The sequence below is a fragment of the uncultured Pontibacter sp. genome, assembly GCF_947492645.1.
In the GTDB taxonomy this organism is placed as follows: Bacteria; Bacteroidota; Bacteroidia; order Cytophagales; family Hymenobacteraceae; genus Pontibacter.
In genome coordinates, this window is record NZ_CANLMZ010000015.1 from 72,101 (window position 1) to 90,002 (window position 17,902).

17 protein-coding genes and 1 tRNA gene are annotated in these 17,902 nt (G+C 45.9%); 15 read left to right on the top strand and 3 right to left on the bottom strand.

Translation table 11 applies throughout. The annotated features are described in order from the left end of the window. Positions 1-91 precede the first annotated feature (91 nt). The gene (locus Q1A23_RS18435; RefSeq protein ID WP_299826166.1) at positions 92-1,768 is read right to left on the bottom strand and encodes a hypothetical protein; all 1,677 of its coding nucleotides are present in this window, start codon (positions 1,766-1,768) and stop codon (positions 92-94) included. A gap of 116 nt (positions 1,769-1,884) precedes the next feature. Between Q1A23_RS18435 and Q1A23_RS18440 the strand changes: the two genes are divergently transcribed. From Q1A23_RS18440 to Q1A23_RS18450, 3 genes are all read left to right on the top strand, one after another. Continuing rightward, positions 1,885-2,826, top strand: a complete 942-nt coding sequence (locus Q1A23_RS18440) for a GNAT family N-acetyltransferase (protein WP_299826168.1) — start codon at positions 1,885-1,887, stop codon at positions 2,824-2,826. Next, positions 2,799-3,455, top strand: coding sequence for a uracil phosphoribosyltransferase (gene upp / locus Q1A23_RS18445; RefSeq protein ID WP_299826170.1), 657 nt, complete (start codon positions 2,799-2,801; stop codon positions 3,453-3,455). The genes Q1A23_RS18440 and upp overlap by 28 nt, the downstream gene beginning before the upstream one ends. Before the next feature lie 165 nt (positions 3,456-3,620). After that, on the top strand, positions 3,621-4,028 hold the full coding sequence (locus Q1A23_RS18450; RefSeq protein ID WP_299826172.1) for a hypothetical protein: 408 nt from the start codon (positions 3,621-3,623) through the stop codon (positions 4,026-4,028). An 85-nt stretch (positions 4,029-4,113) separates the two neighbouring features. Here the strand turns inward: Q1A23_RS18450 and Q1A23_RS18455 are convergent, their stop codons facing one another. Continuing rightward, the gene (locus Q1A23_RS18455; RefSeq protein ID WP_299826174.1) at positions 4,114-5,472 is read right to left on the bottom strand and encodes a DEAD/DEAH box helicase; all 1,359 of its coding nucleotides are present in this window, start codon (positions 5,470-5,472) and stop codon (positions 4,114-4,116) included. Positions 5,473-5,655: 183 nt separating this feature from the next. On the opposite strand from Q1A23_RS18455, the gene Q1A23_RS18460 reads away from it, so the two are divergent. The 7 genes from Q1A23_RS18460 (at position 5,656) to Q1A23_RS18490 (ending at position 11,884) form a co-directional block, all read left to right on the top strand. Beyond that, positions 5,656-6,882 carry a serpin family protein gene (locus Q1A23_RS18460; protein ID WP_299826176.1) on the top strand — a complete coding sequence of 409 codons (1,227 nt, stop codon included), beginning with the start codon at positions 5,656-5,658 and terminating at the stop codon, positions 6,880-6,882. An 81-nt stretch (positions 6,883-6,963) separates the two neighbouring features. Next, positions 6,964-8,298 carry a dihydroorotase gene (locus tag Q1A23_RS18465; protein ID WP_299826178.1) on the top strand — a complete coding sequence of 445 codons (1,335 nt, stop codon included), beginning with the start codon at positions 6,964-6,966 and terminating at the stop codon, positions 8,296-8,298. Positions 8,299-8,300: 2 nt separating this feature from the next. Next, positions 8,301-8,669 (top strand): hypothetical protein, encoded by a 369-nt coding sequence (locus Q1A23_RS18470; RefSeq protein ID WP_299826180.1) that lies wholly within the window; start codon positions 8,301-8,303, stop codon positions 8,667-8,669. Between the two features lie 362 nt (positions 8,670-9,031). Continuing rightward, positions 9,032-9,108: transfer RNA gene (locus Q1A23_RS18475), tRNA-His, on the top strand. A gap of 129 nt (positions 9,109-9,237) precedes the next feature. After that, the gene (locus Q1A23_RS18480; protein ID WP_299826182.1) at positions 9,238-10,161 is read left to right on the top strand and encodes a PfkB family carbohydrate kinase; all 924 of its coding nucleotides are present in this window, start codon (positions 9,238-9,240) and stop codon (positions 10,159-10,161) included. 153 nt (positions 10,162-10,314) lie between these two features. Further along, positions 10,315-10,512 carry a hypothetical protein gene (locus tag Q1A23_RS18485; protein ID WP_299826184.1) on the top strand — a complete coding sequence of 66 codons (198 nt, stop codon included), beginning with the start codon at positions 10,315-10,317 and terminating at the stop codon, positions 10,510-10,512. Positions 10,513-10,645: 133 nt separating this feature from the next. Next, positions 10,646-11,884, top strand: coding sequence for a geranylgeranyl reductase family protein (locus Q1A23_RS18490; RefSeq protein ID WP_299826186.1), 1,239 nt, complete (start codon positions 10,646-10,648; stop codon positions 11,882-11,884). Between the two features lie 83 nt (positions 11,885-11,967). On the opposite strand, the gene Q1A23_RS18495 is transcribed toward Q1A23_RS18490, so the two are convergent. Next, a complete protein-coding gene (locus Q1A23_RS18495) occupies positions 11,968-13,683 on the bottom strand; it encodes a M61 family peptidase (protein WP_299826188.1) in 1,716 nt (571 codons plus the stop codon). 201 nt (positions 13,684-13,884) lie between these two features. Between Q1A23_RS18495 and rpmH the strand changes: the two genes are divergently transcribed. The 5 genes from rpmH (at position 13,885) to Q1A23_RS18520 (ending at position 17,547) form a co-directional block, all read left to right on the top strand. Beyond that, on the top strand, positions 13,885-14,046 hold the full coding sequence (gene rpmH / locus Q1A23_RS18500) for a 50S ribosomal protein L34 (protein WP_219878235.1): 162 nt from the start codon (positions 13,885-13,887) through the stop codon (positions 14,044-14,046). A gap of 47 nt (positions 14,047-14,093) precedes the next feature. Continuing rightward, positions 14,094-14,504, top strand: coding sequence for a ribonuclease P protein component (locus Q1A23_RS18505; protein ID WP_299826191.1), 411 nt, complete (start codon positions 14,094-14,096; stop codon positions 14,502-14,504). 28 nt (positions 14,505-14,532) lie between these two features. Then, positions 14,533-16,182 (top strand): S41 family peptidase, encoded by a 1,650-nt coding sequence (locus Q1A23_RS18510; protein ID WP_299826194.1) that lies wholly within the window; start codon positions 14,533-14,535, stop codon positions 16,180-16,182. Positions 16,183-16,321: 139 nt separating this feature from the next. Beyond that, positions 16,322-17,023 carry a tRNA (adenosine(37)-N6)-threonylcarbamoyltransferase complex dimerization subunit type 1 TsaB gene (gene tsaB, locus Q1A23_RS18515; protein ID WP_299826196.1) on the top strand — a complete coding sequence of 234 codons (702 nt, stop codon included), beginning with the start codon at positions 16,322-16,324 and terminating at the stop codon, positions 17,021-17,023. A gap of 11 nt (positions 17,024-17,034) precedes the next feature. Continuing rightward, a complete protein-coding gene (locus Q1A23_RS18520; protein WP_299826198.1) occupies positions 17,035-17,547 on the top strand; it encodes a DUF2480 family protein in 513 nt (170 codons plus the stop codon). Positions 17,548-17,902: the final 355 nt, after the last annotated feature.

The window sequence follows — 17,902 nt, forward strand, 5'->3', positions numbered from 1 at the left end:
AAGATACTTAATAAATGATAGAAAGGTAGAAAAGCAAAAGGTAGAAAGTCGCCTCTCTACCTTTTGCTCATGCGTTTATACTTTGCAGGCTCTAAAATTCATGCAATCGCTGCGGAATATTCCACCTGAGGGCAAATGTGGCGTAAGTTGTATTTTTATCAAGTGTATTGTCCTGGGCATCTGTTTTTCTGATAATGCCCTTCAGATCCACGAACAGGTTGTGCCGGAACTGGTAAGTAGCCGTTAAATCGAGGTGCAGCTGGTTGGTGGTAATGCCCTGGCCAATTTCGTTGCCGTAATTAGAAACACGGGTAGTATAAGGCAGCAGCACATTTCCACCATAGTTAAGCGTATCGCCATCTACAACCATATCCTGGCCAAAACGTGTGGCAATGGCCTTGCCGGTCAGCATCAGGCGCGGTATTGGCTGGTAATGCACAATGCCGATAAACTCTGCCAGGTTAGCCCCGATTGGGTGTGCCAGCGGCTGGCGGTAGTGTTGGTAGTTGGTTACGGTATTGCGGTGCTGGTAAGTATAAGGGCGGATAATGTTCATTTCGCCTTGCAGGTCGAGGTTGCTAAGGCCAAAAGCATCAATATACTTTGCCCCGATCTGGCCTGCCTGTTTGTTGGCCCACCAGCCATTGCCGCTTTTTACCTCGTTCAGTTTAAACTCATCCAACTGCAGTTGCCCATACAGCTGCACGCGGTTGTAGATGTTCCAGCGGAAGTCTGCGCCAAGCATGGCGTTGTCCTCGCTGCCTACTGCCTGCTCTATGGCTCTGTAAAAGATGATCGGGTTAAGGTACTGTAGCTCAAAGCGGCCTTTCTCACGGGCAAAAACTACCTGCTCAAAAACACCAATGTTCAGGTTGTCTGTTACATTTAAGCCTAAGCGGTGCAGGGCCATATATTTTTTAGGAAGCAACCTGTCTCCGCCCTGGCTCCTGTTCGATTCAGAGATCAGCTCCTGAAACAAGTTCATGTAGTGCAGCTTCCAAACCTGGGTGTTTAGCTTTAAGAAAAAAGCCGGCGGCGCATAATCAGAATAAGCCAAAGAGCGGTAACCGTCTCCGATAAAGTGGCGGTCGTGGCCCAGCTGTATTTCTACATGCTTGCTCAGGGCATAGTTTAAATAACCGCGTGCAGTTAGAAAGTCGTAGCCATCCTCTTTAAATCTTTTCCAGAAGCCTTCGTGCGGTACTGCCTCGTCGCGCGCAATCCTGTCGTTTACATAGCTCGGGAAGCGGGCCTGGTTTTCGCCTATAAAAGTATAAAATCCAAATCTCCCGTCAATAGAGCCTTCCAGCTGCACACCGCGTGTGTTTACATAGCGCACGCCATCGCTTTGGTTGTCGTGGCCAAACTCCAGGTGCAGCACAGGGTTAACGCGCAGGGTAAAGTCGTTGCTCTCGTAGTGGTACAGGTCGGTTTTGTTCTGGTAGAGGTATTTCAGAACAGGCCTGTCGCTTTGGTTGTTGTCCTGGTTAGTATAGTTCCAGTTATCGTTTAGCAGGTACTGCGTGTTAAACTCGTCTGCAGAGGTACGGGCATTGCGGGCGCTGATTTCAGCCAGCTCGGCTACCTGCTGCCTCCCGAAAGGGCGAACTGCTGTATGCAGCGCTGGCAACTGGTCTCCGTATTTTATCTGATAGCGGTCAATCCAATGGTAAACATCGCGGTTATAAGGCACATACACATCCTGCGCCTGCGCAGCAAACCCTGAGAGTAGTGCAATAGTTAAAGCACAGTATATACTTCTCATCATAAAAACATTTGGGAAATAGGAGCTTTTAAAGTGCGAAGGTAGTCTTTTATAAAAATATTGTTCTGTAAAAACGCGCTTAATTTATACTTTAGCAGCAAGAATAACCCTAAGAATGCATGCTGCGCTACCTGCCACACCACGAGATAAACGAAAAAAGCTGGAATGATTGTGTGGAGGCCTCTGCCGAAAGAATAGTTTATGCCTTTTCGTGGTACCTGAACACGGTGTGCAAGCGCTGGGACGCTGTGGTGGAGGAGAAAGATGGCAAGTATGTGTCGGTGTTTCCGTTGCCGCTTGGCAGGCGCCATGGGCAGTTGGGCATACTGCAGCCATACTTTACGCAGCAACTCGGCTTGTTCTCTACGCCCCAGAGCAAGTATAAAAGTATAAATGATTACCTGCAGCTCATACCCGCCAAGTATAAAAGCGTTTACCTGCAGCTTAACAGCAGCAACACCGAAGGTATAAACCAGCATCCTGTGCCATTAAAAGTAGCAGCGCGTACAAACTACCTTCTTTCTTTAGCGCCGCCCTACGAAGAACTGCTTAAAAACTACCGCAACCGACATAAACTGAACAAAGCCAAACGGCAAAGTATAAAAGTAGCGCCGCTGTCTACCATCCACACGCTCATAAACTTGTTCCGGTCCACGAAAGGCAAAGAGCTTACCGAAATAAAGAGCCAGCACTATAAGCTGCTGGAAAGGCTGTATGAGGTGCTGAAGGAGCGTAAGCAGGCAGAGCTGTGGCAGGTGGTAAACGCAGCAGGAGAGGCTATTGCAGCAGCCTTTTTTATACTTGAGCCAGGCAGGATCATCTTTTTACTATCCGGAGCAAGCGAAGAGGGCAGGCGCACAGCAGCCATGACGCTGCTCCTGGACAGCATGATCCAAAGGTTTGCGGGTAGTAATCGTATACTCGATTTTGAAGGAAGCATGGTGCCCTCTGTTGGTAAATTTTACGCTAACTTTGGTGCCGGGCCCGTTACCTATTTATCTTTAACCCGACAACATACTCCCTGGTATCTTATATGGAAAGAAGCAATCTCTACATCCTGACAGACAAACCCTCGCTGGCAAACCACTATGTGGCAGAGCTGCGCAACATACATGTGCAAGGCGATAGCCTGCGCTTTAGAAGAAACCTGGAGCGCATTGGGGAGTTGCTGGCTTACGAAATATCTAAAACGCTGCCATACAAAGAGGCAAGTATAACCACGCCACTTTCCGAAACCCAAACTTTGTTGCTGGCCGACCAGCCGGTGCTGGCAACTATACTTCGGGCTGGCCTGCCGATGTACCAGGGCATGCTTAATTATTTTGATAAGGCATACAGCACGTTTGTTGGCGCCTACCGGGTAGAGGAAGAAAACACCGAGCTGCAGATAAACATGGAATACCTGGCCTCCACGGACCTGCACGATAAAATTCTGATTCTGGCTGACCCGATGCTGGCAACTGGCCGGTCGCTGGTGAAATCGTATAAGGGAATGCTGCGGCACGGCAAACCGGTGCAGGTGCATATTGCCGCTGCCATTGCCGCTCCGGAAGGTCTTGCGTATGTGCAGCAGGAGATACCAGAAGCCAATATATGGCTAGGTGCCCTTGACCAAAAGCTTAACGAGAAGTCGTATATCGTACCTGGCCTGGGTGATGCCGGAGATCTGGCCTTTGGGCCTAAAATCTGATGTTTTGCCTGCCGGCGGCTTGTTCTAATTAAGATGCTATACTTGTGCTTTACCTTAGAGCAGTTGCGTATAGTAAAGTGCATCAGATTTGTGCTGTTGTAGCATGCTAAATATTGCGTTAAGTTGGTAGAGATTCTTAAATATTTGTCGGTTTACCTGGTAAGTATGGTCAAGTTTATCGGAGGCCCTGTAGCGGGGTTATCTGCCGGCTTAACTTACCTGGAGTCTGTGCTGCTTACGGTTGCAGGCATGATGACGACTGTTGTTATTTTCTCTATCATAGGCAGGGCATTTTCGCGGTGGTGGGCAGCACGGCAAAGAGCTCAGAATAAACCTGTATTCAGCAAAAAAAACCGCCGCATCATCAAAATCTGGAAGAGCTTTGGTGTAGTAGGAGTGGCTTTTCTAACACCGGTAATTTTCACGCCGATACTTGGCACTATAGTAGCTGCGCTCTTTGGTGCATCCCGCAGGCAGATTTTTATACACATGCTTTGGAGTGCCGTTGTATGGAGTGCTTTGCTTAACCTGATGGTTTTTAAGCTTGGCGATATTGCCTTTCGGTATTTTTAAACACTAATAGCATAATGTTAAACGGCAGCGGCCCAAGTATACTTTATACTTGGGCCGCTGCCGTTTTGCAAAAGCAAGTATAAAGCTACTTTTTCCTGCTGCCTTTCTTCTTGGTTTTTTGCCAGAAGGAGTTTTTAGGGTCGCCGCTTTTCTTGCCTTTCTCGAAGTTAGATTTATGCCGCCCCTGCTTCTCATGGAAAGCTCCTTTAAAGTCAGGGTTTGCGCTTCGCTTCTGATGGTCTATATCGCGGGCTATGGCTTGTTGTTCCTCAAAAGGAGTTTCATATATTTTGATCTCTGCCGGCATTGGCGCCTCCGGTATCTGCATCCGTATCAGGTTCTCTATTTTCCGGATATGGTACATTTCGGCAGGGTTGGCAAAGGTAATGGCAGCACCTTCGTTTTCTGCGCGGCCTGTGCGGCCAATGCGGTGTACGTAATCTTCGTACACAAACGGCACATCAAAGTTGATCACATGGCTTACCATGGTTACATCAATGCCCCTGGAAGCTACGTCTGTTGCAACCAAAAAGCGCACATCGCCTCCCTTGAAAGCCTCCATGGAGTTAATGCGCGTGTTCTGGCCTTTATTGCCGTGTATAGCGCGTACTTCGCCGTACTCGCGCCGCTCCAGAAACTTGGCCACATCTTCTGCATTTTTCTTGCTCCTGGTAAAGATGATCACACGGTTAAAAGCTTCCTTATCCTGAATCAGGTACTCCAGCATGGCAATTTTAGTGCGTAGGTTTGGCACCTGGTACAGTACCTGGCTTACGGTTTCTACGGGCGTGGCCTGTGGCGTTACTTCTATGCGCGTAGGAAATTCTAAAAACTCCTCCGACAGCTCTACCACTTTCGGGTGCATGGTAGCCGAGAACAGCAGGTTCTGGCGTTTGCGCGGCAGCACCTCCAGCAACTGGCGAATCTGAGGCATAAAACCCATGTCCATCATTTTGTCTGCCTCGTCCAGCACCAGCGTTTTTACTTCTTTAAGTATAAGCTCGCCTTTTAAGTATAGCTCCATCAGGCGCTTTGGTGTGGCAACAAGTATATCCAGGCCTTTATTTATCGTCTCGATCTGAGTTTTAGGGCCAAGGCCACCGTAAATTACAGTATGGCGCAGGTCGGTATACTTGCCAAGAAGCGTAATGTTTTCCTCGATCTGCATCGCCAGTTCGCGGGTTGGGGCAAGTATAATGGCTCGTGGGTTATCTCCTTGCGCATACTTTACCTTCATCAGTATTGGCAACAGGAAAGCTGCTGTTTTGCCGGTTCCTGTCTGGGCAATGCCCATCACATCGTGGCCACCCATTATAACCGGAATAGCCTTCAGTTGTATAGCTGTCGGTTTTTCGTAGCCGGCATCGGCAATGGCGTTTAGCAACTGCTTGTTCAGTTTAAATTCCTCGAACGTTGTTATCTCTTTCTCTGCTTCTTCGGCCATGGTGGTAATGTATACTTTGTGTTGATATACAAAGGTACGGTAAAAATGCTAAACGGAGTTTGATAAGCTAAACTGACTCCGGAACATGAAGTATAAGGATGCTTACATGCAACCTTTCTCCAAACCTACGGGTCGTATAGAAAAAGAAAGTATACTTTGCGCCTTTGCCTAAACCTGCTAGCCATGAACAGAAACTCACTTATCCTAAGTATAGCCACAGCGGCTGCCATGCTTTTTTCCGGTTGCCAACAAGACGAAGTAATGGATAACACACCTAATATAAGGCCGCTATCGGTGCAGGAGCAAAGTACTGTAGAGAGTTCCAACGATTTTGCCTTCCGTGCCTTTGCCAGCCTAAGCGAGGAAGAAAGAGCAGACAATGTGTTTATCTCGCCGTTAAGTATAAGTATGGCGCTGGGCATGACCTATAACGGTGCAGACGGGGCTACCAAAGAAGCTATGCGTAAAACGCTGGGCTTTGAGCTAAGCTCAGACGAGGACATCAACAAATCTTTTAAAAGTCTATGGGACCTGCTGAAAGGCGCAGACAAGAAAGTGATGTTTACAGCGGCTAACTCTTTGTGGCATAGCAAAGATTTTAAGCTGCAGGCTCCATTTATAGAAACGAACAAGACTTACTTTGATGCAACGGTGCAGGGGCTTGACTTTGCCTCACCGGCTGCCAAAGATCAAATGAACAACTGGGTAAAGAGCAAAACCAATGGCAAAATCGAAAAGATTGTAGAAGAGGTTCGGCGGGAGCATGTACTGTTCCTGATCAATGCCATTTACTTTAAAGGCACCTGGACGTACCCATTCGATAAAAAGCTGACAAAGCCCGGAGCATTTCGCAAAGAGGATGGTACCACCATTACCCACGACTTCATGACCATGAAGAACGGCAAATATTTATACTTCCAGGACCAAAGCAAACAGGTAATAGACCTGCCTTACGGAAACCAGCAGTACAGCATGACGCTTGTGATGCCTAAAGGAGACAAGCAGGTGCAGGATGTAGTGCAGGAGCTGAACGCTGCAAACCTTAACAGCTGGCTATCCGGTGCAGATACATCACAGCTGGAGTTGCACATGCCAAAGTTTAAGCTGGAGTATGGCAAAGAGCTGAAAGACCTGCTGAAGCAACTGGGTATGGAGGTCGCCTTTAGCCCACAGGCAGACTTTAGCAGAATGCTGGAGGGGCAGGCAGGTTTGGCTATCTCTGAAGTAAAGCATAAAACTTTTGTGGAGGTAAACGAAGAAGGTACAGAGGCCGCAGCAGCAACATCTGTTGGCATGGTCTTGACTTCCCTGCCTCCTTCCATCCGCGTCGACAGGCCGTTTGTGTTTCTTATCCGCGAAAAATCATCTAACGCCATACTTTTTATAGGCAAGCTGATGCAGCCAGAGTAAAACACAACGCATAAACAAACGGTCGTTTCTGCAGGAAACTAAGATAATGTGTTAAATTTGTTCAGCACGTATCTTAGCAACATGAAAAGTATCCTCATAAAAAACGCACAGCTTGTAAACGAAGGAAGTATAACTACTGCCGATGTTCTGGTAAAAGACGGACGTATTGCGCAGATAGCCCAAAGTATAACCGACGCTGCCGATGAGACCATTGATGCCACCGGTTTATACTTACTGCCTGGCGTGATTGATGACCAGGTGCACTTCCGTGAGCCGGGGCTAACACATAAAGCGAATATCGAAACAGAAGCCAGGGCGGCTGTGGCAGGCGGTACTACTTCGTTTATGGAGATGCCGAACACCGTACCCAACACCGTAACACAGGAGCTGCTGGAGGACAAGTATAAAATTGCTGCTGAAACCTCGCTTGCAAACTACTCCTTTTACATGGGCGCCACCAACGATAACCTGGCCGAGGTGCTGCTTACCAACCCAAATACCGTTTGCGGCATCAAGATTTTTATGGGATCCTCTACGGGCAATATGCTGGTAGACAACGAAGAAACGCTGGAGCAGATTTTCTCAAAAGCCAAACTGCCTATTGCCGTGCATTGTGAAGACGAGCAAACTATACGCGACAACATGGCCATTTATGAAGAGAAGTACGGCGATGATATTCCAATAAAATGCCACCCGGAAATTCGTAACGAAGCGGCTTGCTTTAAATCGTCGTTTATGGCGGTTAAGCTGGCCGAGAAACACGGTACGCGTCTGCACATCCTGCACATCTCCACCGAAGAAGAACTAAAGCTTTTCCGCAACGACATTCCGCTAAAGGATAAAAAGATCACCGCTGAGGTATGCGTGCACCACCTGTGGTTCGATAAAGAGGATTATGACAAGTTTGGCACCCAGATAAAGTGCAACCCGGCTGTGAAAGAAGCACGCCACAAAGAGGGCTTGCTAAAAGGAATGCTGGAAGATAAACTGGATGTGATTGCCACCGACCACGCGCCACACCTGTGGGAGGAGAAGCAGGGCAAGTATAAACAAGCGCCGTCTGGGGTACCGCTGGTGCAGCACTCGCTGCAGATGATGCTGGAGTTTGTAAAGCAAGGCAAACTGACAATTGAGAAAGTAGTGGAGAAGATGAGCCACGCACCGGCCATATTGTTTAATGTGCGTGAGCGCGGGTACATAAGAAAAGGTTACTGGGCCGACCTGGTGCTGGTAGACCTGAATAACCCTTACACGGTTACAAAAGAGAATACGAATTACAAATGCGGCTGGTCTCCGTTTGAAGGCCATACGTTTGGCAGCGCTATTACCCATACATTTGTTTCGGGCCACTTAGCCTTTGCCAACGGCGCTTTTGATGAAAGCAAGAAAGGGGAGAGGCTGCTGTTTGATAGGTAACTATGGACTTAGATAGATTTAAAGAACTACACACCCGGTTTTTCGGGAAAGAATTGCCAGAAGAAGTGCTGGCCTCAGAAGATTATGAGGCTTACGCAAACGCCATTCACGAAAATGAGACGTGCTACAACTGGGCAACCGCTGAGAAGCTAAAAAGCAAAGGGTTCGACTACAAAGGCTATTGCTGTATGATGATGGCCGATAAAGTTTTCGAAAGCTTGGACGAGAACGGAGAGACAAAGTATGACGACCCGGAAGTAATCATTAACAAATGGGAGGAGGACCTATATGGCATTCCTGTACACAATGGCAGCGCTACGATGGTGGTTATTAACTACTGCCCCTGGTGCGGCACAAAGCTAAGCGCCTGATTTGATTAATCCTTGATACTTACTATATTTAGATATACAAAGTATAACTGCCATGGAAAACAAGCATAGCTTTTGGGGAATTTATAAGCAAAACACTTTTAGTAATAGCAGAGTTATCCCGCTTCTGTTTTTTCTGGGCCTCTGGAATATACTGATCTTTACATGGGCCGAATTTGGTAGTGTGCAGATGCCCAAATGGTTACTCTTTGTAGTGCCCCTTTTACTGGCCGAACTAGCTTACATGTATACTTGTATGCGCAAGTATAAAAGAAGTTTGAGGTAAAAATTTTATGCAAAAAAAGCGCACAGGGTATTGCATAATGTGATTTGCTGCGTATATTTGCACTCTCAAATGAGACACGGTGGTTGTAGCTCAGTAGGTTAGAGCACCAGATTGTGATTCTGGGGGTCGTGGGTTCGAGCCCCATCTTCCACCCCAAGCCCTTGAAGCAAACCTTCAGGGGCTTTTTTGTTTTAGTAGATTATTAAATTGCTGAATGGTTAAATTACCGGCTATTGGTTTCTAGGCCATTCATAAATCATAATTGTAATTCATAATCAAAAAAATATGAGCTTAGTAGTAGTAGGTTCGATGGCGTTTGATGCGCTGGAGACGCCTTTCGGAAAAACTGACAAGATTGTAGGTGGTGCTGCGACATACATCTCGTTATCGTCTTCATACTTTGTGAAGCCCGTAAATGTGGTATCAGTAGTGGGTGGCGATTTTGACCAGGACCACATTGCTTTAATGCACCAGCGCAACATCAGTACCGAAGGTGTGCAGGTAAAAGAGAACGAGAAGTCTTTCTTTTGGTCTGGCCGCTATTTTAACGACATGAACAGCCGCGAAACGCTGGTTACAGAACTTAACGTGCTCGGCGATTTCGACCCGATTATACCGGAAGCATACCAGGGCTGTGAATACCTGATGCTGGGCAACCTGGCGCCACAGGTGCAGAAAACAGTTATCGAGCGTTTAACAAAACGCCCTAAGCTTATCGTGATGGACACCATGAACTTCTGGATGGACATTGCCCTGGCCGAGTTAAAAGAAACAATGGCGATGATAGATGTGCTTTCTATCAACGATGAAGAGGCACGCCAGCTAAGCGGCGAATATTCTTTGGTTAAGGCAGCAAAAGCTATCATGGCTATGGGCCCTAAATTCCTGATCATCAAAAAAGGAGAACACGGTGCATTGTTGTTTAACGAAGACAAGGTGTTTTTTGCCCCAGCCCTGCCACTAGAGGAGGTGTTTGACCCAACCGGAGCCGGCGACACTTTTGCAGGCGGTTTTGTTGGTTACCTGGCCAGCAACGGAGATATTAGCTTTGAGAGCATGAAGCGTGCTGTAATCTATGGCTCTGCAATGGCATCGTTCTGCGTAGAGAAGTTCGGCACAGAACGTCTTAAAGATTTAACAAAAGAGGAAATCGAGAACCGCGTGCAGCAGTTCGTAAACTTGGTGCAGTTCGATACGGTGCTGCAATAAGTATAGCAAATCAGAAAGTATATAAAAGGGAAGTTTCGGCTTCCCTTTTTGTGTTTTAGGGAACGGGGAAAGGGCGTATACTTTAATCAGATTTGTAACAAAATGCAGCGGAGTGCGGTAAAACTAATTATACATTAATGAGGAGATTGGATTATGAGCATACAGAATCAAGATAAAAATAAACCAGATGCGTTAAAAAATAACCAAAATCAGACTGACCCTAAAAAGCTGATGGGTAATATTGAAGACAATCCGATGCGAAGTGCATTAAACAAAGACGCAACTAAAGTGCAGAACCCTAACCGCAATTTAGCGAAGGGTGGCAACAACATGCCTAACGATAAAAAGTAGGCATACTACAAGCAAAATAAAAACTATGAAATATAGAAGGAGGATGGCCCCAGAGGTTATCCTCCTTTTTTTATGGCAAAAAGTATAAATATATAGTTAATTGTTTATATTTAAGTAATTCATACTTTATGGCATGCTTAAAACCGATATCTGTATACTTGGCGCTGGACCCGGAGGCGCTACTGCTGGGTTGCACCTGGCCCAAAAAGGCATCCCTTGCCTGCTGGTAGATAAGGCTGTTTTTCCGAGAGATAAAGTATGCGGCGATGCCCTGAGTGGTAAAGTAGTAAATGAGTTGCGTCGCATTTCGCCAGATTTGCCATTGCTATTTAGCAAGCGGCAGGAGCAACTGCCTTCATGGGGCATTCATTTTATATCGCCTGGTGGGCAAAAGCTTAGTGTGCCGTTCAAGTATAAGTATAACGCTGCCCAGGATGCACCGGCGGGGTACATCGCCAGGCGCTTCGATTTTGATAACTTTCTGGTGGAGCAGGTAAAGCAGCAGCCTGAAATTACTTTGCTGCAAGGTGTAGCGCTTACAAAGTATGAGCGGCAGCAGGAAGGAGGATTTATACTTAGTGACAAAGATGGTAAACCACAAATAGAAGCCAAGCTGCTAATTGTAGCAAACGGAGCACAGTCGGGCTTTGCGCGCCATGTGGCAGATATGCAGCAGGAGCCGGCGCATTACTGTGCCGGGTTGCGGGCATATTATAAAGGTGTGCAGGGGCTGGATGCAGATAACTTTATTGAGCTACACTTTTTCAAAGATTTTTTGCCGGGATATTTTTGGGTGTTTCCGCTGCCTGGCGGATTTGCCAACGTGGGGGTGGGGATGCTAAGCAGCGCCATCAGCAGCAAAAAAATTAACCTGAAAAAGGAGATGCAGCGCATGATAGAAACAAACCCTGAACTGCAAAAACGCTTTGCTAACGCAGAGTTGGTAGGCGATATAAAGGGCTATGGTTTGCCACTCGGTTCTAAAAAGCGGCGCCTGTCCGGGGATAACTATATGCTGGTAGGTGATGCCGGTGCCTTGATAGATCCGTTTACCGGCGAAGGCATCAGCAATGCCATGATTAGTGGGAGGTGGGCCGCAACACAGGCCGGACTTTGTTTGCAGGAGCAGAACTTCTCCGCAAGCTTTATGCAAGGCTACGACAAAGCTGTGTATAACCGCCTCTGGCAGGAACTAAAGCTAAGTCGCCAAATGCAGCGTTTGCTTCAATACCCGTGGCTCTTCGACAAAGTTGCTAGCAAAGCCTCTAAAAACCAGGCGCTGGCAGAGACAATCTCCTGCATGTTCAGCGACATAGATCTTCGTGAAAAGCTAAAGCAGCCATCTTTTTATTTTAAACTCTTGTTCAATTAGTAGTACCTGTTCTCCAGGTGTGTTCTCAGGTTTTGCGAAAATTGTAATGCTACTACTTTGGATAGGTGCCGTAGAACATACTTTTAGAATTCCTGCTTCAGCCACAGCTTAAAGTTCTGCTTCTGCTTTGCCGTTGCATCCGCTCTTTTTTCTATTGTATACTTGCTGTAGTACTTTTCGCCATTTGGTTGCAGTTTTATACTTCGGAGTTGTTTCTCCCGGAACAGTATTAGCTCTACCTGTTCTGGCTGCAGGGCCAGCAGGTGTTGCAAATTATTCTCTATTTTGCGCTCATTTAAAGCTACCAACTCATCATCTATACTTAGTGCCTTGCTTGCCGACGAGCCTGGTGCTACTGCCGTCACTTTAGCCGCACCCTCCGATGTAACCTTAAAGCCATACTTGCCCTCGTTTAGGATTAGGTTTTCTGTTTCTTTTAAAGTGCAGCCAACAAAGTATAAAGCTTTGTCTAACGCATGTTCAATGGCTGCGGTGCCGTTAATGTAGTCTTCAAAGTATGAAGCGAAGGATATGCCGGCGACCTCATCCACCAGCTGTGCATAATCAGCTTCGGTGTAGCCCTTGCCTGTTTTGCCAAACCGCTCCCAGAGTAAGCGCATTACGGTGTCCAGGCTGGCGCTGTGGTTTGTTTGCTGGCGCAGTTGCAAGTCCAGGAGCAGGGCAGTAAGCGCCCCTTTGATGTAAATAGATACTTTGCGATCTGGTGCGCCAGCTTTGTAGCCGTCCAGCCACAAGTCGAAGGACGAATCTGCCACAGACAAATTATTGCGGCTGTAATCGGCAAAGTAACGCTGCAGGGTAGTGTTCAGCTCAGCGAAATATTCTTCTGTTGTAAACACACCTGCTCTGGCCAGCATGTAATCGCCGTAGTAGGTGGTAATACCCTCTGCCACATAGCCTGTTTTAAAGTAATTTTCCTGCGCAAAATTATATGGCAGCATTTCGGCAGGGCGAATTTTCTTAATGTTCCAAGTATGAAACAGCTCATGCGAACTTACTCCCAAAAACTCTTTATAAAGGCTCGGTGCCATTAGCAGTTCGCCGGGGCCAAGTGTGATGACGGTTGAGTTGTTGTGCTCTACGCCGTGGTAGGTGCGGTAAGGCAAAATCTGGTTCAGGTAATGGTACTCCTTCACCGGAAAATCGCTAAAGACCTCGAGTTGCTCTTTTGTAAAGGCGGCAAAGTTCTGTTTGATCTTTTCCCAATCAGGCTGGCAGTTGCCTTGAATCCATACATGGAACGGTATGCCATCAACCTCATATGTCTGCTTTTGTAAAGATGCGCTTGCGATAAAAGGACTATCAACCAGCTCATCAAAATTTGCGGCCTGCAACGTATGCTTCTGGATTTCAGGTAAACCACAGGCAATTTGCCAAGTCTCGGGTACAGCCAGCGTCACTAAGTATGGTTCGTGCTCACGTGCTTCCACGGTCATCAGGCAATTTATCGGGTTCAGGTAAAGTTGTTCCTCATCCAGCCACGAGCCGCCGCCATCCATCTGCCTGGCATAAAAGCTATACTTTACCTCTAAGGTTTCTGCGCCATTGGCTTCTATTAGCCAGCAGTCTTTGGTAACCTTATCAATATTTATACTTTGGCCGTTAGCAGATGCCGTAACCGCTTTCAGCTTCTGGGCAAAGTGCTGCAGTTCGTAGCGCCCAGGCCGCCAGGCAGGTAGCTGCAAGTATACCTCCTGCGCCGTATTTTCAGCTATGGTAAGTGTGATATCCAGGTAATGGGTAAGCGGGTTAGTGTAGGAGAGGTGATAGCGTATCATTATTTTAACGAATTGGTGTGTTTACAGGCAAAGGAGTAAATACGAATAAAACCGATAGTGAAGCGATAATCAACTTTTTTATCACTTGAGGAAGCCATAATGCTGGTTTTGGATAGAATTTAGTTAAAATTCTGAGGCAGGCTTTGTTAAATTAAAAAGGTTTCCTAATTTTGCAGGCCATAATAAAACCATTGGCAGACGATGAAAAGAACATTCCAGCCTTCTCAAAGAAAAAGAAGAAACAAACACGGTTTCAGATCAAGAATGGAAACCGCTAACGGTAGAAGAGTATTGGCCAGCAGAAGAGCCAAAGGCAGAAAGAGATTATCTGTTTCTGACGAAAAAAGACATAAGGCGGCTTAATTCCTGATTCAGGGATTTGCCTCGCTTTTATTTATTTTTAGCCGCTCATGCATAGCGAGCAAGCTAACGATACTGAAAACGGGCAGCCAACTTTCTATACATTTTCGAAAGAAGAACACTTGTGTAGCAAGCGCCTTATAGCGCTGCTCTTTAGCAAGGGTTCTTCTTTTAATTTGTATCCGCTGCGGTTTATACTATATACGCCGCAAGACGTGCCTCCTGGCCCAACCCAGGTACTTATTTCCGTTTCTAAGCGCTATTTTAAACGCGCCGTAGACCGTAATCGCCTTAAGCGGCAAATACGTGAGGCTTACCGCCTTAACAAGTCTATTTTTACCCATAGCCCCGGGCAAGCACCGCAGTTATTGGGTATTCTTTACATAGGTAAAGAAAAAAAATCCTTTCATACTATCGAGAAAAAACTAATTTCAGGTTTGGAACGTTGTTTGAGTAAGTAGTCTTACCACGTCCTTATACCTGCAAATTATGTACAAGAAGTCTATTGCCGCCCTGCTGCTAGGTGCACTTACCTTAGGGCTCTTCTCTTTTAAATCAGAATCTGAACGCTATTTCGAGATAGCTAAAAACTTAGATGTGTTTGCTACTCTATTTAAGGAAGTAAACACGTTTTACGTGGACGATGTGCCTCCTGCCAAGATGATGCGTACGGGTATAGATGCCATGCTTAAATCGCTGGACCCATACACCAATTATATTCCAGAGGACGATATTGAGGATTTCCGTACAATGACTACTGGCCAGTATGGAGGTATCGGAGCCCTTATTGGCAGCCACGACGGTAAGATAACAGTACAGATGCCTTACGAAAACTCGCCGGCACATAAGGCAGGTTTGGTTATTGGCGACGTTATTCTAAAAGTAAATGGCGTGGACGTAACCGGCAAATCTACCAGCGATGTTACAAAGCTTTTGAAAGGCCAGGCAAATACTCCGGTAAAACTGGAAGTACGCAGCTACGGCCAAACCAAATCAAAAACTGTTGAGCTTAACCGCGCTAATATCATGGTTGATAACGTGCCATACTATGGTATGATAGACGACCAGATTGGCTACTTCCAGTTATCAGGTTTTACTGTGGATGCCTCTAAAGAAGTTAAAACGGCGGTGCAGAAGCTAAAAGAAATGGGTGCCAAGAAAATTGTGTTCGATTTACGCGACAACCCTGGCGGCTTACTTCATGAAGCTGTAAACATCTCTAACGTTTTTGTGGATAAGGGCAAAGACATTGTAAGTACAAAAGGTAAGGTAAAAGAATGGAATAAAACTTACAAAGCGCTGGACGAGCCTTTAGACAAAGAAATACCTTTGGTTATACTTACAAGCTCGCGTAGTGCCTCAGCTTCTGAGATTGTGGCTGGTGTAATGCAGGATTACGACCGTGCCGTGCTGGTAGGAGAGCGTACTTTTGGTAAAGGTTTGGTGCAGGCAACGCGTCCGCTTTCTTACAACTCGCAACTAAAAGTTACTACAGCTAAATATTACACACCTAGCGGCCGATGCATACAGGCTATAGATTATGCGCACCGCAACGAAGATGGCAGCGTTGGCATGATTCCGGATTCTTTGCGCGTAGCCTTTAAAACTGTAGCCGGACGATTAGTGTATGATGGTGGCGGTATCAGCCCTGATGTAGAAGTAGAGCAGCAAAATTATTCTGAGATCACAAAAACAATTGCTCGCAAAGGTTACTTCTTTGAGTATGCAAACAAGTATAAAGCCGAGCACAGCACTATTCCGGCAGCTGCTAAGTTTAAGTTAAGCGACGACGAATACCAGCAGTTTGTTTCTTTCCTGGCTAACAAGGATGTTAATTATACTACCGCCATAGAAAGCGAACTGCAGGACCTTTCAGCAAAAGCAAAAGACGGCAAGCATTACGACGACATCAAGAGTGAGCTCGAAGCAATTAAAAAGAAGGTGTCTCATAACAAAGCAAATGATTTGATGCGCTTTAAGACAGAGATAAAAGAAATGCTGGAAGCAGAGATTGCATCGCGTTACTACCTGCAGAAAGGCTACATCGAGTCTACCTTTGATGATGACCCAGATATCTTGATGGCAAAACAGGTTCTAAACGACTCTCAAAAGTATAACTCGTTCCTGAAACTGAAGTAACATTATATACACTCATAATTAAAAGGCCATACTTGACAAGTATGGCCTTTTAATTTAGTAAACTAAGGTGTAAGTGGTAATCGGTTTTGTACCTTAAGTGGCAACGCTTAATTTTGCCCTGTACTTTATATTATAAGATATGCAAAGCCCATTACTTCTGGCACTCGAAACCTCAACAAACGTTTGCTCTGTGGCTCTTTTTAAAGGGGCACAACTGTTAGGGGCTTCTGAACTACGGATAGAGAAATCGCACTCCTCCCATATTACTGTTATGATGGAGCAATTGGTGAATAACTGTGGCTTTAAAATGGAGGAGCTAAGTGCGGTGGTTATTTCAGGCGGGCCTGGATCCTATACCGGTTTGCGAATTGGTACATCTACTGCAAAAGGGTTGTGCTTTGCTTTAAACATCCCTTTGATAGAAGTGTCTACATTATATAGTATGGCAGAGCAAGTAATACAGTATACTCCAAATGCAGCGCAATACCTGTTTTGCCCAATGTTAGATGCTCGCCGGATGGAAGTTTATACTTGTGTGTTGAGCCATGAATTAAATGAAGTAACACCTATTACACCAGTTATACTTACAGAGCAGACGTTAGGAGATATTCTGGCAGAGCGGCAGGTTATTTTCTTTGGTAGCGGGGCAGATAAATTTAAAGACTTAACACAAAACAATAACTATGCTCTCTTTGTTGATGGCGTGGTTCCATCGGCTATAGCAATTGGTAAATTAGGGCTTAGTAAATATGAGGAGCAGGCTTTCGAAGATGTTGCTTACTATGAACCCTTCTATTTAAAGGATGTTTATATAACAAGTGCAGGTAAAAGCGCTAAATAAAATTTATTGTCATGTCTGAATTTGTAAACAGAGTTGCGCAGAGCGCATTGGTCACTATAAACCTGGAAGAGTTACTTCATCCGGGTGAGCGAGTAGTATATGATATAAAAGAAAACCTGTTTCAAGGTTTAATCTTAAGAGAAAAGGACTTTCGCGCATTTGTGAAAGAAAACGACTGGTCTGTTTATAATGGGAAGAACGTTGCAATCATTTGTTCTGTAGATGCGATTGTTCCCACATGGGCTTATATGCTACTGGCAACAAAGCTTACGGGCCAGGCAAATTACTTTGTGTTTGGAGATACAAATGCGTTAGAGCAGGCGTTAATGCAAGAAGCTATAGCGAAAATAGATGTGGAAGAATACCGTGATGCAAAAGTTGTTGTAAAAGGATGTGGTAGTATACCTGTTCCTACCTATGCTTATGTTGAAATTATGCGGAAGCTCCTGCCAGTAACAAGCAGCATGATGTATGGGGAACCTTGTAGTACGGTCCCATTGTATAAAAAGCCTAAGACAGCATAATTCAAAAAAAAATAAGAGCAGGATGAACTTTATTCTGCTCTTATTATGTTATCCCTCTGCGTCCAGAAACTTTGATATCATAATATTCTCTGACCGCTGAAGATTTTCCCTTTGGGATTCAGGAGATTGCGGGTCTGGGGCGGTTTTTTTGGCCCTGGGGGCTTGCGGATGGGGAAAGCTTTGCTACCTTTGCATCCCGGTTCCGAAAGAGGGGCGGGCACTCAGAAAAGCTGAGGAAAATATTTTGAAATAAGTTACAGAGATTCAGGGGAGATTTCTTACCTTTGCATCCCGGTTCTGAACGAGGGCCGAAAGTTGGAAGGAGGCTGAAAAGCTTCGGAAAATTTCCTGAGAA